This is a genomic window from Clostridium algifaecis, from assembly GCF_017874415.1.
Lineage (GTDB): Bacteria > Bacillota > Clostridia > Clostridiales > Clostridiaceae > Clostridium_B > Clostridium_B algifaecis.
This window is the reverse complement of sequence record NZ_JAGGLM010000007.1, coordinates 11,660-35,447: the sequence shown is the minus strand read 5'-3', so window position 1 is coordinate 35,447 and position 23,788 is coordinate 11,660. Positions and strand designations below refer to the sequence as shown.

The 23,788-nt window shown below is 29.7% G+C and carries 24 protein-coding genes and 1 riboswitch; of the genes, 3 read left to right on the top strand and 21 right to left on the bottom strand.

The features are described from left to right. Positions 1-54: 54 nt before the first annotated feature. The 11 genes from tig to J2Z42_RS07000 form a co-directional block, all read right to left on the bottom strand. The gene (gene tig, locus J2Z42_RS07050) at positions 55-1,356 is read right to left on the bottom strand and encodes a trigger factor (RefSeq protein WP_209701947.1); all 1,302 of its coding nucleotides are present in this window, start codon (positions 1,354-1,356) and stop codon (positions 55-57) included. 201 nt (positions 1,357-1,557) lie between these two features. Further along, positions 1,558-2,340, bottom strand: coding sequence for a sugar phosphate isomerase/epimerase family protein (locus tag J2Z42_RS07045; RefSeq protein ID WP_209701946.1), 783 nt, complete (start codon positions 2,338-2,340; stop codon positions 1,558-1,560). Positions 2,341-2,389: 49 nt separating this feature from the next. Further along, complete coding sequence (locus J2Z42_RS07040; protein WP_209701945.1) at positions 2,390-3,178, bottom strand: DUF3899 domain-containing protein; 789 nt, start codon at positions 3,176-3,178, stop codon at positions 2,390-2,392. A gap of 231 nt (positions 3,179-3,409) precedes the next feature. Then, positions 3,410-3,985 (bottom strand): orotate phosphoribosyltransferase, encoded by a 576-nt coding sequence (gene pyrE, locus J2Z42_RS07035; RefSeq protein ID WP_209701944.1) that lies wholly within the window; start codon positions 3,983-3,985, stop codon positions 3,410-3,412. Positions 3,986-4,020: 35 nt separating this feature from the next. Next, positions 4,021-4,908, bottom strand: coding sequence for a dihydroorotate dehydrogenase (locus J2Z42_RS07030; RefSeq protein ID WP_209701943.1), 888 nt, complete (start codon positions 4,906-4,908; stop codon positions 4,021-4,023). A 28-nt stretch (positions 4,909-4,936) separates the two neighbouring features. Then, entirely contained in the window at positions 4,937-5,710 is a 774-nt protein-coding gene (locus J2Z42_RS07025) for a dihydroorotate dehydrogenase electron transfer subunit (RefSeq protein ID WP_209702026.1), read from the bottom strand. A gap of 1 nt (position 5,711) precedes the next feature. Then, positions 5,712-6,575 carry an orotidine-5'-phosphate decarboxylase gene (pyrF, locus tag J2Z42_RS07020; protein WP_209701942.1) on the bottom strand — a complete coding sequence of 288 codons (864 nt, stop codon included), beginning with the start codon at positions 6,573-6,575 and terminating at the stop codon, positions 5,712-5,714. 27 nt (positions 6,576-6,602) lie between these two features. Further along, positions 6,603-7,037 carry an aspartate carbamoyltransferase regulatory subunit gene (locus tag J2Z42_RS07015; RefSeq protein ID WP_209701941.1) on the bottom strand — a complete coding sequence of 145 codons (435 nt, stop codon included), beginning with the start codon at positions 7,035-7,037 and terminating at the stop codon, positions 6,603-6,605. 15 nt (positions 7,038-7,052) lie between these two features. Beyond that, entirely contained in the window at positions 7,053-7,976 is a 924-nt protein-coding gene (pyrB, locus tag J2Z42_RS07010; RefSeq protein ID WP_209701940.1) for an aspartate carbamoyltransferase, read from the bottom strand. Between the two features lie 286 nt (positions 7,977-8,262). Continuing rightward, the gene (locus tag J2Z42_RS07005; RefSeq protein ID WP_209701939.1) at positions 8,263-9,192 is read right to left on the bottom strand and encodes a methylenetetrahydrofolate reductase; all 930 of its coding nucleotides are present in this window, start codon (positions 9,190-9,192) and stop codon (positions 8,263-8,265) included. A gap of 77 nt (positions 9,193-9,269) precedes the next feature. Further along, positions 9,270-10,694 carry an MFS transporter gene (locus J2Z42_RS07000; protein WP_209701938.1) on the bottom strand — a complete coding sequence of 475 codons (1,425 nt, stop codon included), beginning with the start codon at positions 10,692-10,694 and terminating at the stop codon, positions 9,270-9,272. A 114-nt stretch (positions 10,695-10,808) separates the two neighbouring features. Next, a riboswitch (cobalamin riboswitch) is annotated at positions 10,809-10,996 on the top strand. Between the two features lie 106 nt (positions 10,997-11,102). On the opposite strand from J2Z42_RS07000, the gene J2Z42_RS06995 reads away from it, so the two are divergent. Genes J2Z42_RS06995 through J2Z42_RS06985 form a run of 3 tightly spaced genes read left to right on the top strand, consistent with a single transcriptional unit; the run spans position 11,103 to position 13,923 of the window. Then, the gene (locus J2Z42_RS06995; RefSeq protein WP_209701937.1) at positions 11,103-12,059 is read left to right on the top strand and encodes an ABC transporter substrate-binding protein; all 957 of its coding nucleotides are present in this window, start codon (positions 11,103-11,105) and stop codon (positions 12,057-12,059) included. Between the two features lie 23 nt (positions 12,060-12,082). Next, positions 12,083-13,135, top strand: coding sequence for a FecCD family ABC transporter permease (locus tag J2Z42_RS06990; protein WP_209701936.1), 1,053 nt, complete (start codon positions 12,083-12,085; stop codon positions 13,133-13,135). Next, positions 13,135-13,923: an ABC transporter ATP-binding protein gene (locus tag J2Z42_RS06985; protein WP_209701935.1), complete on the top strand. Its 789-nt coding sequence runs from the start codon at positions 13,135-13,137 to the stop codon at positions 13,921-13,923. Before J2Z42_RS06990 ends, J2Z42_RS06985 begins: the two co-directional genes overlap by 1 nt. Positions 13,924-13,947: 24 nt before the next feature. On the opposite strand, the gene rbr is transcribed toward J2Z42_RS06985, so the two are convergent. The 10 genes from rbr to J2Z42_RS06935 all read right to left on the bottom strand — a co-directional run bounded on the left by rbr (position 13,948) and on the right by J2Z42_RS06935 (position 23,784). Then, positions 13,948-14,532, bottom strand: coding sequence for a rubrerythrin (gene rbr, locus J2Z42_RS06980; RefSeq protein ID WP_209701934.1), 585 nt, complete (start codon positions 14,530-14,532; stop codon positions 13,948-13,950). A 57-nt stretch (positions 14,533-14,589) separates the two neighbouring features. Next, the gene (locus tag J2Z42_RS06975; RefSeq protein ID WP_209701933.1) at positions 14,590-14,973 is read right to left on the bottom strand and encodes a desulfoferrodoxin; all 384 of its coding nucleotides are present in this window, start codon (positions 14,971-14,973) and stop codon (positions 14,590-14,592) included. A 70-nt stretch (positions 14,974-15,043) separates the two neighbouring features. Then, entirely contained in the window at positions 15,044-15,739 is a 696-nt protein-coding gene (locus tag J2Z42_RS06970; protein ID WP_342590010.1) for a DUF554 domain-containing protein, read from the bottom strand. Positions 15,740-15,806: 67 nt separating this feature from the next. Beyond that, entirely contained in the window at positions 15,807-17,201 is a 1,395-nt protein-coding gene (locus J2Z42_RS06965) for a HAMP domain-containing sensor histidine kinase (RefSeq protein ID WP_209701931.1), read from the bottom strand. Then, positions 17,191-17,883, bottom strand: a complete 693-nt coding sequence (locus J2Z42_RS06960; RefSeq protein WP_209701930.1) for a response regulator transcription factor — start codon at positions 17,881-17,883, stop codon at positions 17,191-17,193. The genes J2Z42_RS06965 and J2Z42_RS06960 overlap by 11 nt, the downstream gene beginning before the upstream one ends. Positions 17,884-17,935: 52 nt before the next feature. Next, entirely contained in the window at positions 17,936-19,246 is a 1,311-nt protein-coding gene (locus J2Z42_RS06955) for a glycosyltransferase family protein (RefSeq protein WP_209701929.1), read from the bottom strand. A 367-nt stretch (positions 19,247-19,613) separates the two neighbouring features. After that, positions 19,614-20,261 (bottom strand): lactate utilization protein, encoded by a 648-nt coding sequence (locus J2Z42_RS06950; RefSeq protein ID WP_209701928.1) that lies wholly within the window; start codon positions 20,259-20,261, stop codon positions 19,614-19,616. Positions 20,262-20,653: 392 nt separating this feature from the next. Next, positions 20,654-21,778: an MFS transporter gene (locus J2Z42_RS06945; protein ID WP_209702025.1), complete on the bottom strand. Its 1,125-nt coding sequence runs from the start codon at positions 21,776-21,778 to the stop codon at positions 20,654-20,656. Between the two features lie 153 nt (positions 21,779-21,931). Then, positions 21,932-22,375, bottom strand: coding sequence for a MarR family winged helix-turn-helix transcriptional regulator (locus J2Z42_RS06940; protein WP_245331528.1), 444 nt, complete (start codon positions 22,373-22,375; stop codon positions 21,932-21,934). 269 nt (positions 22,376-22,644) lie between these two features. After that, the gene (locus J2Z42_RS06935) at positions 22,645-23,784 is read right to left on the bottom strand and encodes an acyl-CoA dehydrogenase (protein WP_209701927.1); all 1,140 of its coding nucleotides are present in this window, start codon (positions 23,782-23,784) and stop codon (positions 22,645-22,647) included. Between the last annotated feature and the right edge of the window lie 4 nt (positions 23,785-23,788).

The following is a 23,788-nucleotide window of genomic DNA, read 5'->3' as shown; positions in this document are numbered from 1 at the left end:
TATTTAAAATTAATTGCCAGAAAGCTTTCTGGCAATTAATTCTTAATCAACATATTATGCTACTGATTTGCTATTGTCAACAAGCATTTTTATAACTTTTTCATTTATTACATCAGCTTCTAAATAACTCTTCTGACTATCAAGTATTAATTTTGCTGTCTTTGATATTTTCTCTTCATCATTATTTCCATATTGTTTAGCCATTTCATTAGCTCTATTTAACAATTCTTCTTCTGTAGCAGTTATGTTTTCAACTTTGGCTATTTTTTCAATTACCAGGTCTACTCTAACTCTTTTTTCTGCAGTGTCTTTCATATATCCTCTAACTTTTTCTTCTGTATTGTTTGTATATTTATAATAAGATTCAAGATCAAGTCCTTGATATTTTAATCTCATTTCTAAATCTTTTAGCATATTGTCAGTTTCTTTTTTTATCATAACTTCAGGAATATCAATTTTTGCATTTGCACTAACTGCATCTATAACAGCATCTTCATATTCTCTCTTGGACTTAAGCTTATTTTCTTCTTCTTTCTTTTTCCTTATATCAGCTTTTACTTCATCCAAAGTATCAAATTCTGATATATCCTTTGCAAAATCATCATCTAAAGCTGGTAATTCTTTTATTTTAATGCCTTTAACTGTTACTTTAAATACTGCTTTTTTACCATTTAAATCTTCTCTGCCATATTCTTCAGGGAATGTTACATTTACATCCTTTGAATCTCCAGTTTTTAATCCTATGAGTTGATCTTCAAAATTATCTATAAATGTACCTGAACCTATTTCAAGTTCATAGTCTTTTCCCTGACCGCCTTCAAAAGGTTTATCATCTACACAACCTTCAAAATCTATTATAGCCAAATTTCCTTTTTCTATTTCTCCTTCTTCTTTTGTTTCAATTCTAGCATTTTTTTCCTGACTTCTTTTTAACTCATCTTCTATTTCTTTATCCTCAACTTTATATGTATTCTTCTTGACTTCTACACCTTTATATTCTCCAAGTTCAACTTCAGGTACTACAGTTATTTCTGCTGTATATATAAAATCTTTTCCTTCTCCAATCTGTACTATATCAATTTTAGGGTAATCTACTGGTTTTACATCATTTTCTTTTAAAGCTTGTGGATATGTTTCATCACAGCAGAAATTTATAGCATCTTCATAGAATACTCCTTCTCCATAATATTTTTTTATTATACTCATAGGAGCCTTACCTTTTCTAAATCCTGGTATGTTGAATTTTTTAGCATCCTTAGCAAATGCCTTCTTCATAGCCTCATTAAATTTTGTTGACTCCACTGTTACTTCTAATTTCACTACATTATTTTCTATTTTTTCCATTTTGACATTCATTATTCATTTCCTCCTAATACACTATGCACTTATGTTAACTATGATATTATAACATATATTCCTATATATTTATACAAATTAAGCAATGAGTATTCTAGTTTTACCCATCCACAATATAAAAAAAGCCATTTATTATAATTATATACCAAGTGTCACAAATTTTATAGCCAATTTTGATTTTATTTTGTATAATATTTGTATTTAGAACTGCTTTTCAATATAATTTTTACTCCACATAAGTTCGCTGTATTTGTTAAAATTTTCTCTATACACTTCAAGTATACCTATTCCATTATAACCTATTTCCTTAAATTTACAAGAAATTTTTTTATAGTCAACGCTTCCTTTTCCAGGCATAAGACATATGTTATTATTATCCCTGTCATTTATGTGAAAGTTTTCTATTCTCTCTCCCATTACATTTATATAATCCTCCGGCAATTTTCCTGCCTTATATGCCTGTTTTATATCCAGTGTAAAATAAAGAGGACCACTGCATTTATCTTTTATTTCCTTTAAAAAATCAATATTATTTGACATGCACCAAAATACATTTTCCTGGCATAATTTTATTCCATGTTCTTCTGCTGTATATGTCAATTTATTATATACATCTGTTACAAGTTTCATATCCATATTTCTTATATTTTTATATCTCATGCCATGGAAAGTATAACATTTGGCACCTACTACCTCTGCTAATTTGCATACTTTTTCAAATAATACAAATGAATCATCTCTCCTCCTTTTATATTCATCAAACAAATAAGGTTCAAATGAAACAGAAAATGAATGTACAGAATTTATTTTAAAATCATATTTTAATCTCTCTTCTAAAAGAATTTTTGCAAAATCGATTTCGTATTCGCTTGTACTATTTAAAAATATTTCTCCTATTTTAAACCCTATTCTATTCATAAGTGCTATACTATCCTCTGTTTTTAGATAAGGATAAAAACATGCTGATGAAATACCTATATCCATAAAATCCCCTCCAAATTATACATATTAAAAAGCCAATAAAACATAAGCTTTATTGGCTAACTTCTCCTGATGTCGTTACATATACAGTTTTTCCATCTACAATAGTTGTAAGTCCCTTGTCCTTAACAGCATCAAACTTTATATCTTCTCCTTCTATAGATTGAACCATAACATTAGCTTTAGTCTGAAGATTTTCTATCCAAACATATTTAGTAGTTTTTCCAAGCCATGGTAGTTGGCTTATATATGCAATATTATTTTCATCTATAAATTTAGGTGAACTGCACCATATATAATTTGGATTAGCTGATAACTGGGCATTTTTTTCTATAGTAGATCCTGTAGTTGAAACATATTGAGGGTTCGTTACATCTTGTTTATTTCCATTAGAGTCAAATTTAAGTATGCTCTGTGATTTATTATCAAATATAAGTATATTTTTTCCTGAAGGACTTATACTATAAGCAACATTTGAATCCTTAGGCGTTACACTTTTGAACACTTTATCTTTATTTTTAGTCTCATACGTTAAATTTATCTTTTTACCATTGCTTAAATTCACAGTATACTGTGATTCCTTACCGTTGCTTTCTGATTCAGGTTTTGAAATTTCAGATGATTTTTTAACAGATGTACTACTTGGCTTTTTATTATCAGAAACTATATTTTGCTTTTGGTTCTTAGCATCACTTAAAGCACTTTTAAAGGTTCCAGTCAAATACACACCAATTAAAATTACAATTGCTAAGCAAATGATAGAAATTACAAAAACTTTTACCTTTCTATGTCTCATTCTTTTTTCATAATCTTTACTGAAAATACTTGGCTTTCTACTCACTAGATTTCCACTGCCTATTTATAGCAGCAGTACCTCCCTTCCATAGCTTTTATAAAAACTAATAAATTAATTTTAATATTTTAATTTACCACAAAAACTCATTTTTTATTATAACGCAAAATTTTAATAAATAATACTAACTTTTTATGAATTTATAAAATTAGATAAAAATATTTCCAGGCATTATGTAACCACGTCTGGAAATATTGAGCTTTCAAACATAATTTAACTTTACTTATTCATTACCCTGCTTCCAGGTTTTTCATAAGGCAAACCTTGTTTGCAAAGAGGACAATCTTCTGGATCATAAGTATTTATGTCTAGTTTGACAGCACTGTAAACTGGATATGGAATTTTTACATCTTCAGTTCTCCTATCAACTATACTGCAAAGTCCAACCACTTCTCCTCCAAGTCCTTCTATAACTTTTGCAACTTCAAGAGAAGATTTTCCTGTAGTTATAACATCCTCTGATATTATGACCTTATCACCTTTTTTTATTTCAAATCCTCTTCTTATAGTCATCTCACCATTTTGTCTTTCTGCAAATATTCCAGGTTTTTTCAATTGTCTTGCCAATTCATATGATACCAATATTCCTCCCATTGCAGGTCCAACTATTATATCAAAATTAACTTTTTTTAATTTGTCTGCTACAACACTCAATACTTCACTTGCTTTGTCTGGATATTGAAGAAGTTTAGCACATTGGCAGTATCTATCACTATGCCTTCCTGAAGATAGAAGAAAATGACCTTCAAGTAATGCCCCAACCTCTTTTAATTTACTTACAACTATATTGTCCATATTGACCTCCTAATATTCATAAAATTTATTCTAAATTAAATTATTCCTCTTATTTTACTTAAATCTTTTATATTTTCATTTTTCATATAATTTTCCAGTCCATTTATTATGTCCAGGGAAATAAGTGGGTTACTAAAATTTGCAGTTCCAATTTGTATAAGACTTGCACCTGCCATTATAAATTCTACTGCATCCTTCCACGAGCATATTCCACCAAGTCCTATAACTGGAACATTTACAGCTTTTGAAACTTCATATACCATTCTAAGTGCTATAGGCTTTATAGCCGGACCTGACAAACCTGCCGTTACATTGTTAAATACAGGTTTTCTTTTTATTATATCAATTGCCATAGCTTTAAATGTATTTACAAGAGACAGTGCATCTGCCCCCGCTTCACAGCATTTGACCGCCATATCCACAATATCCTCAGCATTTGGTGATAGCTTCACTATAAGAGGTTTCTTACAATATTTTTTAACTGAACTCACTACTTCATAAGCTGTAGATGACTTTATTCCAAAAGCCATGCCACCGCTTTTTACATTAGGACATGATATATTGAGCTCTACCATATCAACCTCAGAATCATTTAATAATTTAATTCCTTCTATGTACTCCTCTAAAGTTCCGCCTCCCAAATTTGCTATTATTACAGTATTGAATTTTTTCATCTCTGGTAGTTCAAATTTCAGGAAATGCCTTACTCCAGGATTTTGCATCCCAACACTATTAAGTATCCCAGATGCCGTTTCAAAAATTCTTTCTCCATCATTTCCATATTTTTCATTTAAGGTTAGTCCTTTAGAACATATGCCTCCTAATCTTGACACATCAAAAAATCTATTATATTCTTCTCCGAATCCAAAAGTACCTGAAGCAACTAATACAGGATTTTTAAAATTGACACCACAAACTTTCATGGAAATTCTCCTTTTTATAAAATTTTAATTATAGAACTAAATCTTCACCTAAAAATACAGGTCCATCAACGCAGGTTCTCTTATTTCCATGTTTTGTCTTGCATGTGCATACAAGACACGCACCTACACCACAGGCCATATGATTTTCCATAGATACATATACTGGTATATTTTTCTCCCTGCACATTGTAACTACTCTCATCATCATAGGTCCTGGTCCGCAACAAAGCACCATATCATACAACTGTGGATGAAAGATATCTGTTATAAATCCTTTATTTTCACTTTTTCCTGTTTCAAGAGAATAATATATATTATCCACAAAATCATCGAATCTGTCTAATATATAAGTTTCTTTTTTAAAACCTGCATATAAATCCAGCTGCATATCTTTTTTAGATGATTTCTCACTAAGTATTTTCGCAAGATATAACATTGGAGCAATTCCTATTCCTCCAGATATCATAGCAACTTTTCCATCTATATTGTCTATATCAAATCCATTTCCAAGTGGGCCCATAAGTTTTACTTCATCATCTTCTTTTAATAAAGATAATTTTTTAGTTCCAGTACCTACAACCTGATATAAAAATACTATTTTTTCATCATCTAAATAATTTATACTTATAGGTCTTGAAAGCAATGGCTCCTTGTCCCATGCTCTTAACATATAAAATTGTCCTGGTTTTCCTTTAAAATTGCCATTGAATTCAAATTTATATATATTGTCATTTATATTTTCGTTTTTTGCAACTTTACAGGTGATATAATCCAACTTATTTTCCAATTGTATCTTCTCCATTTCATCTAGTTTCAGCAAAAATACTATCACGCATTTTTATTACTTCCATTCTTGAGCACTCTGCATATCTGGATTCTCCATTTTCATATTTCTTATATGCCATTAAAATGCCTCTTGAGGAATTTACAACTCCGCCGTTACCATTTTTTAAATAAACTGCTACATCTTTTGCTCCTCCTCCCTGAGCACCATAGCCCGGTATAAGGAAAAATACATTATTTAGCCTCTTTCTAAGTTCTTTTCCTTCTTCCTGATGAGTACAGCCCATTACGCCTCCAATAGCACTATATCCACAACTTCCTAAATACTTACTTCCAATTTCATTTAACTTTTCTCCAAGTACATCATACACTTTTTTATTATCTTTGGTATCAATATACTGTATATCCTTCGCTCCTTCATTTGAAGTTCTTATAAGCACAAATACTCCCTTATTCTTTTTTTCCATATATGGTATGAAAGGATCCAATATATCAAGACCCATATATGGATTCAAAGTTATAAAGTCACTCTCAAAATCTCCTTCAAAATGTGCTTTGGCATACATTTCACCAGTCTTTTTTATATCTTCTCTTTTAACATCTGCAATAGCTATACATTTTTTTTGTTTTATATATTTTAAAGTCTTTGAATAAACTTCAAGTCCCTTAAGTCCAAGTGCTTCATAATATGCAATTTGAACTTTAAAACAAGCTGCTATATCATATGTGCTATCTATTATATTTTTATTATACTCAAATATGGCGTCTGCTTCATTAATTTGTTTTTTTAAAAAGCTCTCAGGCATATACTCTATGGAAGTATCAAGCCCTACACATACATTTCCTTTTTTATTTACATTTTCATATAATTCATCTATTATCATAAATTAAGACTCCTATAAATTATTATTTTATACAATCTGGGATTCATTGTAAGGCTCATCGCAGTAAATGCATCTATATTCACCAATCCCCTTATCTGCCAAATAAAAAGACTGTTTTATATTCCTTTCTATTGAAGTTATACATCTTGGATTTTTACATTTTATAATGTTTTCTATTTTTTCTGGTGATTTCAAATTTACCTTATTCTCTATAACTTCATCTTTTATAATGTTTATAGTTATATTAGGATCTATAAAACCTAGAACTTTAAAATCAATTTCAAGTTTATTCTCTATTTTTATTATATCTTTCCTGCCAAGCTTTTTACTCTGTGCATTCATTATAAGTGCTACAGAATAGTCTACATTATTCAGTTTAAGGTAATTAAATATTTTCATACCATATCCTGCTTTTATATGATCTATTACAATTCCATTTCTAATACTATTTATCTCAAGCATCCAAATGCCTCCTAATTATTTATCCATACCTAAAAGTTTCATTATGAGAGCTTCTCTTGCATACATACCATACTTAGCCTGCTTGAAATAGCAAGCTCTTGGATCATCGTCTACCTCATAAGCAATTTCATTGACTCTTGGAAGTGGATGAAGAATTATCATATTTTTTCCTGAATTTTCCATTTTATCTTTATCTAAAACATAGCTGTCTTTAAGTCTTATATACTCTTCCTCATTGAAGAATCTTTCTCTCTGAACCCTAGTCATATAAAGTATATCCAGGTCACCTATAACTTCTTCCAATTTTTTAGTTTCCATATATTTTATATTATTTTTACCCATTTCTCTTTTTATATAATCAGGTACTTTTAATTCTTGTGGGGATATTAGAGTGAAACTGTTATTTTCATACATAGACATTGCTTTTATAAGTGAATGTACAGTTCTGCCAAATTTAAGATCTCCGCAGCAACCTATTTTTAGATTTGATAATGATCCTTTTATAGACCTTATAGTTAAAAGATCTGCAAGCGTTTGAGTTGGATGTTGGTGTCCGCCATCTCCTGCATTTATGACTGGTATTTTGGAATACATTGATGCTACCTTTGGAGCACCTTCTTTTGGATGCCTCATTGCAACTACATCTGCATAACAGCTTATTATCCTTATAGTATCTGCTATAGTCTCTCCTTTGGATACAGAAGTGGAATTAGGTTCTGAAAATCCTATTACCCTTCCTCCAAGTCTAAGCATAGCAGTTTCAAAGCTGAGCCTTGTTCTTGTACTTGGTTCATAAAATAATGTTGCCAGAATCTTTCCATCACATATATGTGAAAATTTATCTGGATCTGAAATTATTTTATCTGCCAAATCGAAAATTTCATTTAATTCCTCTTTTGTAACATCTTTTATATCTATAAGATTTCTTCCTTTTAACATTTGCCATTCCTCCTTCTTAGCCTCTCTGTGCTAAATTTAAAGGTATAAAAAATGCCTTCTTTTTAAAAGAAGGCATAATTACACTATGTTAACACTCAATAATTATAAATAACAACCTTCTTAGTCTCACAGGACCACATTAAAGGTAATATTTTATTGCTATAAGAATAACATAGGCCTCTATTAAAGTCAATACAATAACATTTATTTTTTTTGAATTTTTTATTTTACAACAAACTTTATTAAAATCTACTTATTAGAAATATTCATATTCTATATTTTATTATCAAATGGATAACTTTTTATCAATAATTTGTTTTATATCATTGACTAATTTTATTGATGCCTCAATTTCAACTTTTCTAATTGAAAGACTCTCAACATTGCATCCAATTGGTATTCCTTTTTCCAGTGCAAAATCAAATAGTTCCTCAAAAATATTTTTAGATAAACTTATTGATTTTTCAAGTATATCTTCTGAATGCATCAAATCATTTTCCAGCCATCGTGGTACATTTATCCCCAGCCATTTCATAAAATTTAAAGTTTTTTCAGAACCGCACGGAGTAATAGTAAATATTATAGGCTTCATATGTATATTGTTTTCTTTGCAATAATAGTAATAATCCGAAAGAAAATTTTTAGATGCTTCCAAATTATAAATTACCTGAGATACAAAAAAACTGCATCCTTTATCAGCTTTTTTAATAACTCTAAGATGTTCATCCTTGTGAGTTATATGTCTTTCCGGTATGACAACAGCACCCAAAAACAAGTCTGGATTCAATTTGTTTTTTAAATCATAAGCCTGATTTAATTTTAATTTGACTTCTTGTTTACTTGAAGATGCTCCAACAAATACAGAAAATCTATCATCTTTTTTATCATGTTCCAGCCACTTTGAAAATTCATCAATTCCATATTTTCCAACACAGCGATATATTATTTTAGGAATTTTTATATTTCCTAAATATTTTTCACCATATATAGCCGGATCTACAGATTCCATATATGGAAATGGCCTTTTTCCACTTTGTCTATCCACTTCATCTTGAAGATCATAAATAATCAACCCATCAATATTTAAATTTTTTATTCTCTCAATATGTCTTTTAGAGATTTCAACAATCTTTTCAGTTGTATTGTTCTTCTTTGGTGGAGTTATGGCATATGTTATTATTCCCATCTTCTTGTTTAATATTTTTTCTTTTATCATGTGTTCTCCCCTCAAATCACAAATTAATAACTTATAAAATTTATTTTAATTCATTTTTATTTACAATACAACTCAACTTATTTCTTTTTTTTGCTTGAACAAAATCTAAAAGCAGTCAAAATAGTGCCAATCAAACACATAACTCCAGCAGAAATATATACATACCTCATTCCATAGATAAATATGTCATCTCTGCCTTTTACATAATCAATAACTCTGTACCCTATCTTATAGCTCATCCTATTATAAAGAAGAAGTGTTGCAAAAGCCGTTCCAAATACAAACCCAAGATTTCTTACAAGTGCATTTACACTTCCTGCGATTCCAAGTTTATCAGCAGATACTGTAGACATAACAAGAGAATTATTGGGAGACTGGAACATACCATTACCTATAGTCATAATAACTATATAAGCTACAAGCAAAGCCAATGATGAATTTTCATTTAAAGTTGCTATAAGAAACAACCCCACACCTGTAACAAAAAGTCCAATTAATGTTAGTATTTCCGATCCTATTTTATCCGATAAATATCCGCTAAAAGGTGCAACAACAGATAATACAATTGGTGATACCATCATAAATAATCCTGTTACAGCTGGAGAAAGCTTAATTGTATCCTGGAAATAAAATGGAAGTATTATATTAGACGCACTTATAGCAGAAAATGATGTAAAAGCACATATTATGCTTATTGAAAATAAACTATTTGAGAAAATGCTTAATTTAAGTAATGGAGTTTCAATTCTTTTTTCTTCAAAAATAAATATCCCAAAAGCTATAATTGAAATAATGAAACATGAAATCATTACAGGATTATCATATCCGATGCTCTGTCCCTGAACTAATGCTCCAAATAACAATACAATTGATATTGTAAATAAAATAGCTCCTTTTCTATCAAGTCTTTCATTAAGTACAGTATTTGTTTTAGGAAATATTTTAATAGTTAATACAAATACAATTACTCCAATAGGTACATTAATTAAAAATATGTACTTCCAGCTCAAAGCTGAAACAATCATTCCTCCGAGTGGTGGACCTGCCATTGCTCCCAATGCTACAAAAGTTCCAAGAACTCCAAGAGCCCTTCCCCTTTCACTTCTTGGAAAAGTCTGAGTTATTATACCCTGATTGGTCGCCATTGTAGCAGATGCACCTATTCCCTGTATAACCCTCGCAGATATAAGCATTAAAAGTGAATTTGAAAATCCACATAAAAGAGAACCAAACGTAAAAAGAACAATTCCAAATTTAAAAATCCTGGTTTTTCCCTTTATATCTCCAAGTCTCCCAAATATTAAAATAGTAGCTGCAATAACTATTAAAAATCCAGTAACCACCCATTCAATTGCAGCCATGGTAACACCAAGCTTAGCTGACATATCTGGAAGAGCAACATTTACTATACTGCCATCTAATGTAGACATAAATGTAGCAGAAAGTACCGTAAATAAAATTATCCATCTTTTTTTATATATCTGATCTTCAGTATTATTCAATGTTTCTCCATCCTTTCCATGTTTCTATATTAACCTGTTTCTTAAATAATTGCCAGTCTGTTAAATGATTAATTTATTTGATACTACATAAAATAAGTGCTATACTTGTGTAATAATTTAATATAAATTTTAGGTACTTATTTATTTTTTAATTTATAAGTTCAAAAGGGAAATGAGTTAAAATCTCATGCGGTCCCGCCACTGTAGTGAAGAGTATGCTAATTTATGCCACTTGGTAACAGGGAAGGTATTAGTATATGATGAATCCAAGCCAGGAGACCTGCCTAAAATTTAGTATACTGGATACCTTACGTGGATAAGGTGGTATTAACATTTTTGTATGTTTAGCTATTATCTACGGGATAATAGCTTTTTATATTCAAAATGAACTATGAGGGGGAATAAAAATTGTATAATAAACTAAAGAAATTTTCTTTTTTATCTATTGTCTTGATATTGGTATTTTCTTTAATTGGCTGCACCCAAAGCTCTATTTCACAAACTTCAAAAGAAAATAATAAACAAGTTGAAACATTAAAGAATACAACTTATCCTGTTAAAATAAAGGACTCATTTAATAGAGAAGTTACTATTCAAAAAGAACCTAAAAAAGTAATATCAGTTGCACCAAATATTACAGAAACAATATATGCTCTTAATAAACAAAATACTTTAATTGGAAGAACTGACTTTTGTACATATCCTAAAGAAGTTAGCAGTATCCCATCAATTGGCGGTTTAACCGATCCTAATATTGAAAAAATCGCCCAGTTAAAACCTGATTTAGTTATAGCTTCTAATCACTTCAGAATGGAAGATTTAAAGAAGCTGGAAGAACTTAATATAAAAGTTGTGGTACTATCCGGTCCTGATAGTTTTGAAAGCACATACGATGTTATAAATAACGTGGGTAAAATTCTTAATGCAAATAGTAAAGCTGCCTCTGTAGTTTCTGCAATGAAGAAAAAAGTAGCCTACGTAGAAGAAAAAGTTAAGGGAAAAAGCACACCTTCAGTATATTATGTAGTTGCTTTTGGCAAAGGCGGCGATTTTACTGCGGGCAAAGATACCTTTATTGGTAAAATGATTACAATGGCTGGTGGTAAAAATGCAGCTGATGACACAATTGGCTGGAAATACAGCACCGAAAAACTAATTGAAAAAGATCCTGATATACTTATATGTTCTAATAAATTAAATTCAAAAAATGAAATTAAAACTTCGAATGGTTACAAAGATCTTGATGCAGTAAAAAAGAATAAGCTTTTCGAAATTGATGAAGATATCATTAACAGGCAGGGCCCTAGACTTGCAGATGGACTGGAAGCCTTAGCAAAGCTAATTCATCCTGAAGCTTTTAAATAACCGATTACGAAAGGATTCTAACTATGGATTTATCTCATAATAAAAAATATTTTAGATTCACATTTTATATTGGTACAATTCTATTATTTTTTATAATCATAATATCCACCACTTTTGGTACTGCCAATATATCTTTTATAGAATCTTTAAAGGTAATTTTAAGTAAGGTACCTTTTATAAATAATTTTATATCTACATATGCAATACCTGAAAATCACATTCTTATTATATTAAAAATAAGATTACCTAGAATAATACTTTCTGCACTTGTTGGTATGGGATTATCTATAGTTGGAGCAGCTTTTCAATCAATATTTAAAAATCCAATGGCAGATCCATATATTCTCGGTATATCTTCTGGTGCTGCCCTTGGAGCAGCTCTTGGATTTGTATTTAAACTTGAAAGTTCACTTTTAAATTCTGCTGCAATTACAATCACAGCATTTATAGGTGCAATAATATCTACCATTCTTGTTTATAACATAGCAAGAGTAAAAAATAAAATACCAACTACAACACTTCTTCTAGCCGGTGTTTCTGTGAGCTTTCTTTTATCTTCGCTAATTTCCATAATTATGGTATTTAATAGAGATGAAGTTGAACAGATTGTATTTTGGACTATGGGAAGTGTTTCAACCGCAAATTTTAATGAAATTATTTTACTTACACCATTTTTATTTATTGGCATATTAGTGCTTCTCTGTTTTTCAAAAGATTTAAATATAATACTTACAGGCGATGAAACAGCCAGAAGTCTTGGCATTGAAGTTGAAAAAGTAAAAAGGATAGTACTCGTGGTCTCCTCAATGGTTGTCGCAGCTTGTGTAGCCGTAAGTGGTATAATAGGCTTTGTTGGACTTATAATTCCACATGTAGTTAGGCTGCTTTTAGGCCCAAATAATAAAATTTTGATGCCTTTTTCTTTAATTTTTGGTGCTGGATTTATGGTTATTTCTGACACCCTTGCACGAACTATAGCCTCACCAGCTGAAATACCAGTAGGTTCTATAACTGCTCTATTTGGAGCTCCTTATTTTATATATCTTTTGATTAAATCAAAAAAGAAGGTGATATAGTGGAAGCTTTAGATTCTTGTTCAATTAAACTCAATAATTTAAGCTGTAATTTAGGAGATAAAGAAATACTTCACAGTATAAGTATAGATTTCACTAAAAATAAATTTTATAGTATTTTAGGTCCTAATGGTTCTGGTAAGACTACACTATTAAGAAATATTGGAAAAGCATTGACACCTTCTAAAAAAACTGTTTTTATAGAAAGCAAAGATATTTTAGATTTAACCAATAAAGCTCTAGCAAAAAAACTTGCTGTAGTTCCTCAAAATGCCATATTAAGTTTTAATTTTTCTGCTCTGGATATTGTATTGATGGGAAGGTATCCACATATTCCTAGATTTCAAGATGAATCAAAAAAAGATTATGAGATTGCAAAACACGCCATGGAAATGACCGACACCTGGCATCTTCATAATAAATGTATAAATGAATTAAGTGGAGGAGAACAACAGAGAGTTGTTATTGCAAGAGCATTAGCTCAGGAAACTGACATTATATTATTAGATGAACCTATATCTCATCTTGATATACATCAACAGATTGAAATTCTAAATACAATTAAATTACTGAGTAGAAAAGTAACTGTCATAGCAGTACTTCATGATTTAAATTTAGCAGCCCAATACAGTAACTATCTAGTTCTGGTTAATAATGGTTCCATAGCTTTTCAAGGTACTTCAGATCAAGTACTTACAGAAAAAAATATAAAAGAAGTTTATGATATAAATGTATGTATAATAAAAAATCCTGTAACAGGCAAACCTCTCATTATACCTATTACAGAATAATATTTTTTAATTTACTAATAATTACTAATAATTTTCTTCAAGTAATGCGAAATATCCCTGAGGATGATCACATGCAGGACATTTTTCAGGAGGAACTAATCCCTCATAAATATATCCGCAGTTAAGGCACTTCCATTTATATACTTTTTCTTTTTTAAACACCGTATTATTTTCCACATTTTTAAGCAATGCTAGGTATCTTTCTTCATGGTGTTTTTCAACTTCAGCTATTTTTCTAAAAACTACTGCTATCTTAGAGAAACCTTCTTCATCAGCTGTATTTGCAAATTCAGGATAAAGCTTAGTCCACTCTTCATTTTCTCCTGATGCAGCTGCTTTTAAATTGGTCTTGGTGTCTCCAAGAGCAACTGGATAAGAAGCATTTATTTCTACTGTTTCTCCACATAAATCCTCATTTGCAAATTTTAAAAATCTCTTTGCATGTTCCCTTTCATTTTCTGCTGTTTCTAGAAATATGTTAGAAATTTGAACATAACCTTCTTTTTTAGCAGTAGATGAATAATAAGTATATCTATTTCTTGCCTGAGATTCTCCAGCAAAAGCTTTCATTAAGTTTGTAGCAGTTTTAGTACCTTTTAAAGATTTCATAATTTACCTCCTGATTATTTAATTTCAAAATAAATTAAATTAATATATTCTTATTATTTATCTTTTCCAAAGTCCATGTAAATTACAATACTCTCTAGCCATAATTATTTTTTCATCTTTTTCATCTAACTTAAATATTGCTTCTGGTTTTTCACCTGGTTTTAAGTATTTTCTATAAATCTTATTTTCAGTATGAATTTCTATCCATTGAATATAATGTTTTTCCAACATTGGATGTTCAACTGTCCCAACTTTAACTACTACTCCACCATCTACTTTTTCAATTACTGGTACATGTTTTTCAAGAGCTGCATCCACAGTATTTTCTTCAATAAGTTTCATTGGTTTGCCACAGCAAGTCAAAGCTCCTCCTCCTTTATAGAGAACTTCAACTATATTACCACAAATTTCACATTTATAAACTTGTTTAACTTCTATCATAATAATTCCTCCTAAAACAATAATTTGGTATATTCTAATATATTCTACAGAAAAACAGAAAATCCTTTTACTATTTCATTAAATTTAAAAAAAGTTGATAAAAAACTGGAATGAACACAGCTGGAAGTAAATTGGCAATTTTTATTTTTGTTATATCTAATAAATTAAAACCAAGGCCTATTATTAGAAGGCTTCCTACTGCAGTCATATTTGTAATTACAGATTGAATCAAAATTGCCTTTAATGCAAATGCAGCAATAGTTATAATTCCTTGATAAATTAAAACCGAAACAGATGAAAGCATTACCCCTATTCCAAGTGAAGATGTAAAAATTATTGATGTTATACAATCAAGCATAGATTTTGCAAAAAGTATTTTATTATTCCCTTCAAGACCACTTTCAAGTGAACCTACTATTGCCATTGAACCGACACAGAATAGAAGACTAGCAGTTACAAATCCTTCTGAAATCTTTGCATTTTTAGATTTAAATTTATCTCCAATTTTATCTCCCAATTTTTGAAGTAAATTATCGATATCTATTAATTCTCCTATAAAACCACCTATAACAATAGAAATTATAATTAATATAATGTTGGAGTCTTTAGTAAGTCCTGCTATTCCTATGTAAATTGTACAAAGTGCTACTCCCTGAATAACAGTAGTACTTATTTTTTTAGGCACTCCTTTTTTAAGCAAAAGTCCAATTAAACTGCCCATAATAATAGTAAAAAAATTAACAATAGTCCCAATAAGCGTACGGATTACCCCCTTTTATAATCGATGTATTTCAAAATGATGCAATACTAAAAATTATATCATATGAGGTTTCTTATACCATAATTTTTTCATTTTTTAATTTTACACATATTGTAAAGATGTTACCATTATTTTTTGCCCAAACTTCTCCATCATGTAAATCAACAATATTTTTAACTATAGCAAGTCCTAATCCTGAATTATTTTTGTGAGAATTTCTAGATTTATCACCCATATAAAATCTTTCAAATATTCTATCCATATCTTCACTTGATAAATTATTATTAGATACATTTTCAAAACTAATTATTGTACTATTTTTATTTGAAATAATATCTATATATACACTGCTATTTTTTACGCTGTATTTTATTGCATTTGATAAAATATTTTGAAATACCCTACTCATTAAATATGGGTCAACTTTTAAATTAAGCTCCGAAATATTATATTTTTTCACAAAATTAATTTGTGATTTTTTTGCCATAATAGAAAGCTCTCCTATTATTTGCTCTATAATTTCAATAATATTTACAGTACATATTTCTGGGCTTATTTGACCACTTTCAAGTTTTGAATACTCAAATAAATTTTCTATTAAAACTTTTAGCTTTTCCGCTCTCTCAATTGATTTTTTTCCATACACTTCTTTATCTTCTATAGAAACATTTTTATCGTTCATTAAGTACAAATACCCAATTAATGACGTAAGAGGAGTTCTCAAGTCATGTGATATATTTGTTATTAAATCATTTTTGAATTTTTGAACAGATTGCTCACGAGATATCATATTATTTAAATTAAGTGACATATGATTTATTTCATCTGCTAAAGTTCCAAGTTCATCGTAGCCTCTTTTTTCCAACCTGTAGTTCAAATTTTCATGTGATATCTTTACTATTCCATTGCAAATATACTTTACATATTTAGTTTTCCTATATGACAATAAATATACAATTCCAAGTGAAAGAATTATTGGAATCACTAGCATTGACATATACTTGAAAATATTATGATATAGGCCTGTAATTTTCCATGTAACAAGCATATATTTAATACCTGATATATTTAGATTATATACTTGATACACTGTGTCTCCAGGCCTAGGAGTAGTATGAAGTATGAGACTTTTTATATTATTCAAATCAACATAATTGCCTTCTACTTCACTTGATTTAAAAATTATATGTCCACTTGTATCTGCAATAACTATCTTTAGATTGTCCTGCTGAGCTAAATTATTTATATAACTTTGGACTTCAGGATTTGTAGATTGTACATATCTGTTTACATTAGCATAAATGTCGTTTGATGCATTTACAATATTTTGAGGATTATTTGTATCATTCATTATAATATTGAGAGTAGCACTTATTCCAAGTATAAGTATGACAAAACTAATTACATTTATAATCAAAAATTCTCTTGATATGCTCTTAAATATAACCTTCTTTATTTTATTTATCAATTTTATAACCTACTCCCCAGACAACTTTTATATACTTCGGATCTTTGGGACTTATCTCTATTTTTTCTCTTATATTTCTTATGTGTACTGCAACTGTATTTTTAGCATTGTAAAAAGGTTCTTTCCACACATTTTCATAAATATTTTCTGTACTTAAAACCCTTCCTCTATTTTTTGCAAGCACTTCTAAAATTGAAAATTCAATTGGCGTAAGCTCTATTAACTTTTCTCCGATAAATACTTCTCTAGATGCAATATTTATTAACATATCATTTATAACAATCTCTTCTTTATTTTTAGGCCTTTCCACATTGAATTCAGAATATCTTCTAATTTGAGATTTAACCCTTGCAACTAATTCTAGTGGATTAAAAGGTTTCGTAACATAATCGTCTGCCCCAACGTTGAGGCCTAATATTTTACTACTTGAGTCATTTTTAGCTGAAAGCATTATTATTGGCACTTTTTCTTTTTTTCTAATTTCAAGACATGCATGTATACCATCAAGATTTGGCATCATTATATCCAGTATTATCAAATCTACATGATTTTTTCTAAGTTTGTCCATTGCTATTGAACCGTCTTCAGCAGTAATTACATTGAAGTTATCATTTTTTAAATAAATCTCTATTATATCCAAAATATCTTTATCATCATCAACTACCAGTATAGTATTATCCATAAATTATTTTTAGTGAGAAAGTATATAACAAGTACCAAACCTTCACTAAAATTCACTTCCTTTTTATACTATTTCTATATATAACACCTCTATTATACATCATTTTATTTATATAATTTTTTTGCTTTTTTCCAAATGGTATACTTATCTTCTCTATGGAATATGAGAAAAAATAAACAGCTATAAATATAGATGGGAATGAGTAACGCGGCTGCCCCTCAGTTATAAAGTAAGTACAACAAAACATATAAAAACAAATTAAATTATATAGCGAATATGGATCAATTTCTCTTTTTTTAATCAAATTTTTAATTACTTTTGCACTGTATAAAGACATTAAAATTATTGCAGGAACAAATATTACGTACCTTGCTATATAAGTATAAACTGCAAATAATATTTTAAAGAATAAATTTAAATTTGTTCCATTCAAACTGTAAAATAAATCACTTCCATCAAGATAGGTTTTAAATAATCTTATAAAACCTAATTTTATAAATGATACTGGATGACTTATTATCCATTTCTTAGACGCTTTAGATAACATCTTATTTTTTTCTGTAGCATTTGCATTAACATATTCCTTTGTATTCACAATTGAATTTTTAACATTTCTGGCATCCATCCACACACCAGATTTATTTTGAGAATTATTATTTATATAAAGTACTATTCCTGCATTGTTTGATATAGATGTAAACTCACCAATTAGCTTAGTATTTCTATATATCCATGGTGCTATAGTAATAAGACTAACCATCAATATGATAGCTGTATGTTTTAAGGCTTCTAAAAATTTGACTTTTGTACACACTTCCAATATGAATATGACAAAAAAGAACACCATGAAAAATGGTTTTATTATAGCATTAAAACCTGTAAGGACGCCTATTACAATATATTTATTTCTAATATCAGAAAAATATAGGAAAGTTATTAAAAGTAGTACCGTAGTAAACAATATTTCCGTTGCTAGTACACTATTGTAGAATATATTATTTGGGAATAAAACAAATAATCCATAAATGAGTTTGCGTCTTTTTTCTTCCAAGTCTATTTTATTTAATATTTTATACACCAACATATAATTTATAAACGTTAAAATCAAGTTAAAAATCTTTGCCACAATCAAAGTGCTTCCAAATATTCTATATATAAATCCTAAGACAATAGAATATCCCACAGATGTGTACGTATCACCCCATTGTCCACCGCTTGCTATTTGTTTTGCAATCCTGTCATAATATGCAAAATCAGAAAATGGCTGCGTATTTACTAAAGCCACCCACAAAATACTAATTAAAATTCCAAGTACAGTTATATTCTTATAATATTTCTCCATTTTTACATGTATGTCTTCCATGAAATCCTCCTAATTTGTTTTAATATTTTATTTAAATCAAATATATAATTTAATTTTACAAAATATTTTTAAAGTATTAGTTATTACTTTTATGAAGATTTTGTGAAGATTAAAAAAGTCATTGCTTTATGATATAAGATTATTTTAACGCAAAAATAAGTACCCTAAATGACAGGTACTTATTTTTTGTAATATAAATAATAGGGGGACTATTATTTTTTATTTTCTCTAAGGTATTTCCTTAGGATATTTATTATATTACAACTGTATTATTAAAATCTCCTTAAAATATGAAAATAAAAATCATATTTTCTTATACTTAACTAAACTTTTAGCTCATACAACATTAATCTACAATTTAAATACCTTAAAATCCAAGGTTTTCCCCAATCAATACTACTTTTATCTTATTCGCCGGGCGGCTTATTCTTGTTGTTACCATATATGCACAAATGCAATCTGGACTTATACAATCCGCACAGCTGCCAGTTGTATAGCATGGAGTCTTCATGTTTTGAAAATGCTGTATATTTGCTGGTGCAGCAATTGTTCTAGCTCTGTGTACTGCATCATTAAGATTTTTTACAACTTTATTCATTCCAGCTACAACTAAGACACTCTTTGGGCCAAAAATCATTGCTGCTACACGGTTTCCATTTCCATCAATGTTAAATAGCTGGCCATCCTCGCTAATAGCGTTACAACTCATTAAGAATGTATCACATAAAAGTGCATGTTTCATAATTTCTGTTCGTTCTTCGGGGCTTTTTGCCTTATCTCTGTCAATAACTTGATAACCCTTCTCACTTATAAGCTCTTGGGCACCAATTTCCTTCAACGTTTCAGAACCACCCCAGGATACAACATGATCTTTAGGAATTAGTTCTAAAATTTGTTGTAATGCTTCTTCCTTAGTCTTGCAATAATACGCATCAAAATATCTCTTTTTTAAGGCCTCAATTACTTTTGGTCCTAATTTATCATAACGTTGTTCTAATGGCAATTGTCTTATCATTTTAAAATCCTCCTTTAGAATAATAATTTATGCTTAATTTTTGTATTTTGTCTGCAATATGTTTTACCATTTTATTATAAATCATATAAATTTATAATACCATAATAATAGATTCAAAAAAGCTCTGAATTTACTATTTTAACCATTTTAACATTTTGTTTACTCATGTGCTAGCCCTGCTTCTTTGCAACAATTTACTTTTATAAATTAATTATCTTACTTACATAATAAGTTGATTTTACTAGCTTTTTATATAATTTATAGTTAGTAGATTTACTTACTAAAAAATAGCATCTATAAACCATGCTTAACTGCAGCTCTCTCACTTGTTTTACAAATTACATCCAAATCATGGCTTAAAAGTCGTAAGATACTATTTGATTAACTTTATATCACCTTCTATAAATAAGAAAATGAGCAATAATGGCTAGGCTCTGAAAAATAAGCCCTACGCCACAAACACCATACCATCCAAAGTTCTGCCAACAAAGAGTTCCAAAAAAAGAGCCTACTGCACCACCGACGAAATATGAAAACATAAACACGGTATTATTACGACTGCGGGTTTCATCTTTTAAAAGCTGCACTCTTGCCTGATTTGATACTTGTCCACATTGATTTCCAAGGTCGAGAATAATTGCACCTAACATAAGACCCCAGATGTGATACCCAAAAACTAGGAAACATATGTAAGCAGTACTAGAAAGTATTACACCTATTCCAACTGTAAATCTGGGACTTTTTTTATCGGCATTCTTTCCAATCAAAGGTGCAGCCAATGCACCAGTTACTCCAAAAAGTCCAAATAAACCAGCTTCCATGGTACCCATACCATAAGCAGGTGTTTCAAGTAAAAAAATAAGTGATGTCCAAAATATACTGAAGGAAGCAAACATAAAAAATCCATTAACTGCTGCTTCACGCAAAGTAACTTGATTTTTTATCAAATCTGGCATTGATTTTAAAAGCTTTCCATAAAAAATTTCTTCTTTTGGTTCATCCTTAGGAAAAAGTTTTAAAATAAAAACAAATAATATGGCAATAAACATTGCAGCGAAAGTGTATACAATTCTCCAGTTAAAAATTGAACCTATAATTCCACTAAAAGTACGTGAAAGCAGAATGCCTATAAGAAGACCGCTCATAATATCTCCTATAACTTTTCCCTGTTTGCCGTTTGGTGAAAGGTGGGCAGCATATGGAACAATAAGCTGTGGAACTATAGTTGTAAGTCCAATTGCAAACATTGATACAAGCATTAATAAATAGTTTGCTGAAAATGAAGCACTAATTAAAGATAATATAACTAAAACCAACATACGCAATATAAGCGAGCGTCTTTCACACATATCTCCTAGTGGAACTATAAATAAAAGTCCTGATGCATAACCAATTTGTGTAACTGTAGCAGCTATCCCTGCTAAATTTTGTGATACATGAAATGTATTTGCAATTTGAGATTCCAGAGGCTGAACATAATATAGATTTGCAACACAAACACCACAGGCAACTGCCATGAGTACTATCAATGATTTTTTCAAAACAAACTTCTTTTCTTTTATAATATCATTCAATTGTCAAAAACCTCCTTTCAAAAGTACAGCTGAATATCAAAATCATTCTATAGTGTATAGTGTATATATACTATAGAATTAAAGGAATCTTCTCTTTTAAATAAAATTCTCTAATTGTTCTAAAAAGGTATAAATAGTATTGATCTCTTCTTCTGATTTACCCTGTATGCAAGATAAAATAATTTTATTAATATTTTCATGATACTTCTTATGTTCGCAATAAGCAGTCCAACCTTTTTTAGTCAATGATATAACAGCCTGGGACTTATTTTCAGGATTTAATGCCTTTACAACTAGTCCTTTACCCTCCAATCTAATTAGTGTCTGTGAAACTGCACCTTTCGTGATATTTTTTTTACGCGCTATTTCTGATATAGAAAGTCCTGCATTGTCACCTATAAATTCAATGAGATGAATTTCTGAAAGATGAAGTACCATATCCGTGCCAAAGTTTCGGGCTTTTTTATCAATTTCATTAAAACGATTTATAATATTTAATAATTTTCTTGGCAGTCTATCTACCTGTAATTTTTTATCCATAACAATAATTGTATATATACTATACACTATTGTCAAGTATATAAAAAGTAGTCATGATAGATATATATCCTAAGTACATAAGTTGAAAATGCATTTTTATTACTGAATACAATAATTAAATCTAAATTTTCATTTTCTTACAAAAAGCTATAAATGAAGTCCAAGAGTACTTAATCATTAAGGTTTTCACATACATAAAGGCTAAAAAAAACAGATGTTCAGGAATCATCTCCCTAAACATCTGTTTTTTTTAATTTTAGTTATATATACTATTTTAACATCCAGCCAGAAAGTACCATCATTTGAACTTCTGATGTTCCTTCATAAATTTCTGTTATTTTTGCATCACGCATCATTCTTTCAAGTGGATAATCGCTTATATATCCATAGCCACCAAATAACTGTAAACAACGTCTTGTTACATCGCTGGCATTTCTAGCAGAAACTAATTTTGCCATAGCAGCTAAATGTGTAAATCTCTTATGATCATCCTTTGCACATGCAGCTTGATATACTAAAAGTTTTGCTGCTTCTGTATTTGCACGCATTTGAGCAAGTTCAAATTGTGTATTTTGGAATTTTGCAATAGGACGTCCAAACTGAACACGTTCCTTAACATATTTTATAGTTTCTTCTATTGCACCTTCTGCAATACCAAGAGCTTGTGAAGCAACACCAACACGGCCTCCATCAAGAGTTGCCATTGCGATGTTAAATCCTCTTCCTTCTTCTCCTAAAAGATTTTCCTTTGGAACTATGCAGTTGTCAAAGAATAATTCACATGTAGAAGATCCACGTATTCCCATCTTTAATTCATGACTTCCAACAGTAAAACCAGGGAAATCTTTTTCAACGATAAATGCTGAAATACCCTTTGTTCCCTTACTCTTATCTGTCATAGCAAAAATAATATATGTGTCTGCATATTTTGCATTAGTAATAAAGATCTTACTACCATTTAATACATAATGGTCTCCTTCAAGTACTGCTGTTGTTTTTTGCATAGATGCATCAGTTCCAGCAGCAGGTTCTGTTAATCCAAAGGCACCTAATTTCTCACCTGAAGCAAGTGGTTTTAAATATTTTTCTTTTTGTGCATCTGTACCATATGTGTAAATTGGTGTTGCACAAAGACTTGTATGTGCTGAAACAATAACACCTGTTGTTGCACAACATTTAGATAATTCTTCTACACATTGTATATAACTTAATGTGTCCATTCCAGCTCCACCATATTCTTCAGGAAATGGAATTCCAAGTAAGCCCATTTCAGCCATTTTTGCTACATTTTCTTCTGGAAAACGCATAGTTTCATCGATTTCTTTTGCAAGTGGTTTTACCTCTTTTTCTGCAAAATCGCGATACATATCTTGTAATTGTTGATGATTTTCATCTTGTTTAAAATCCATGTTA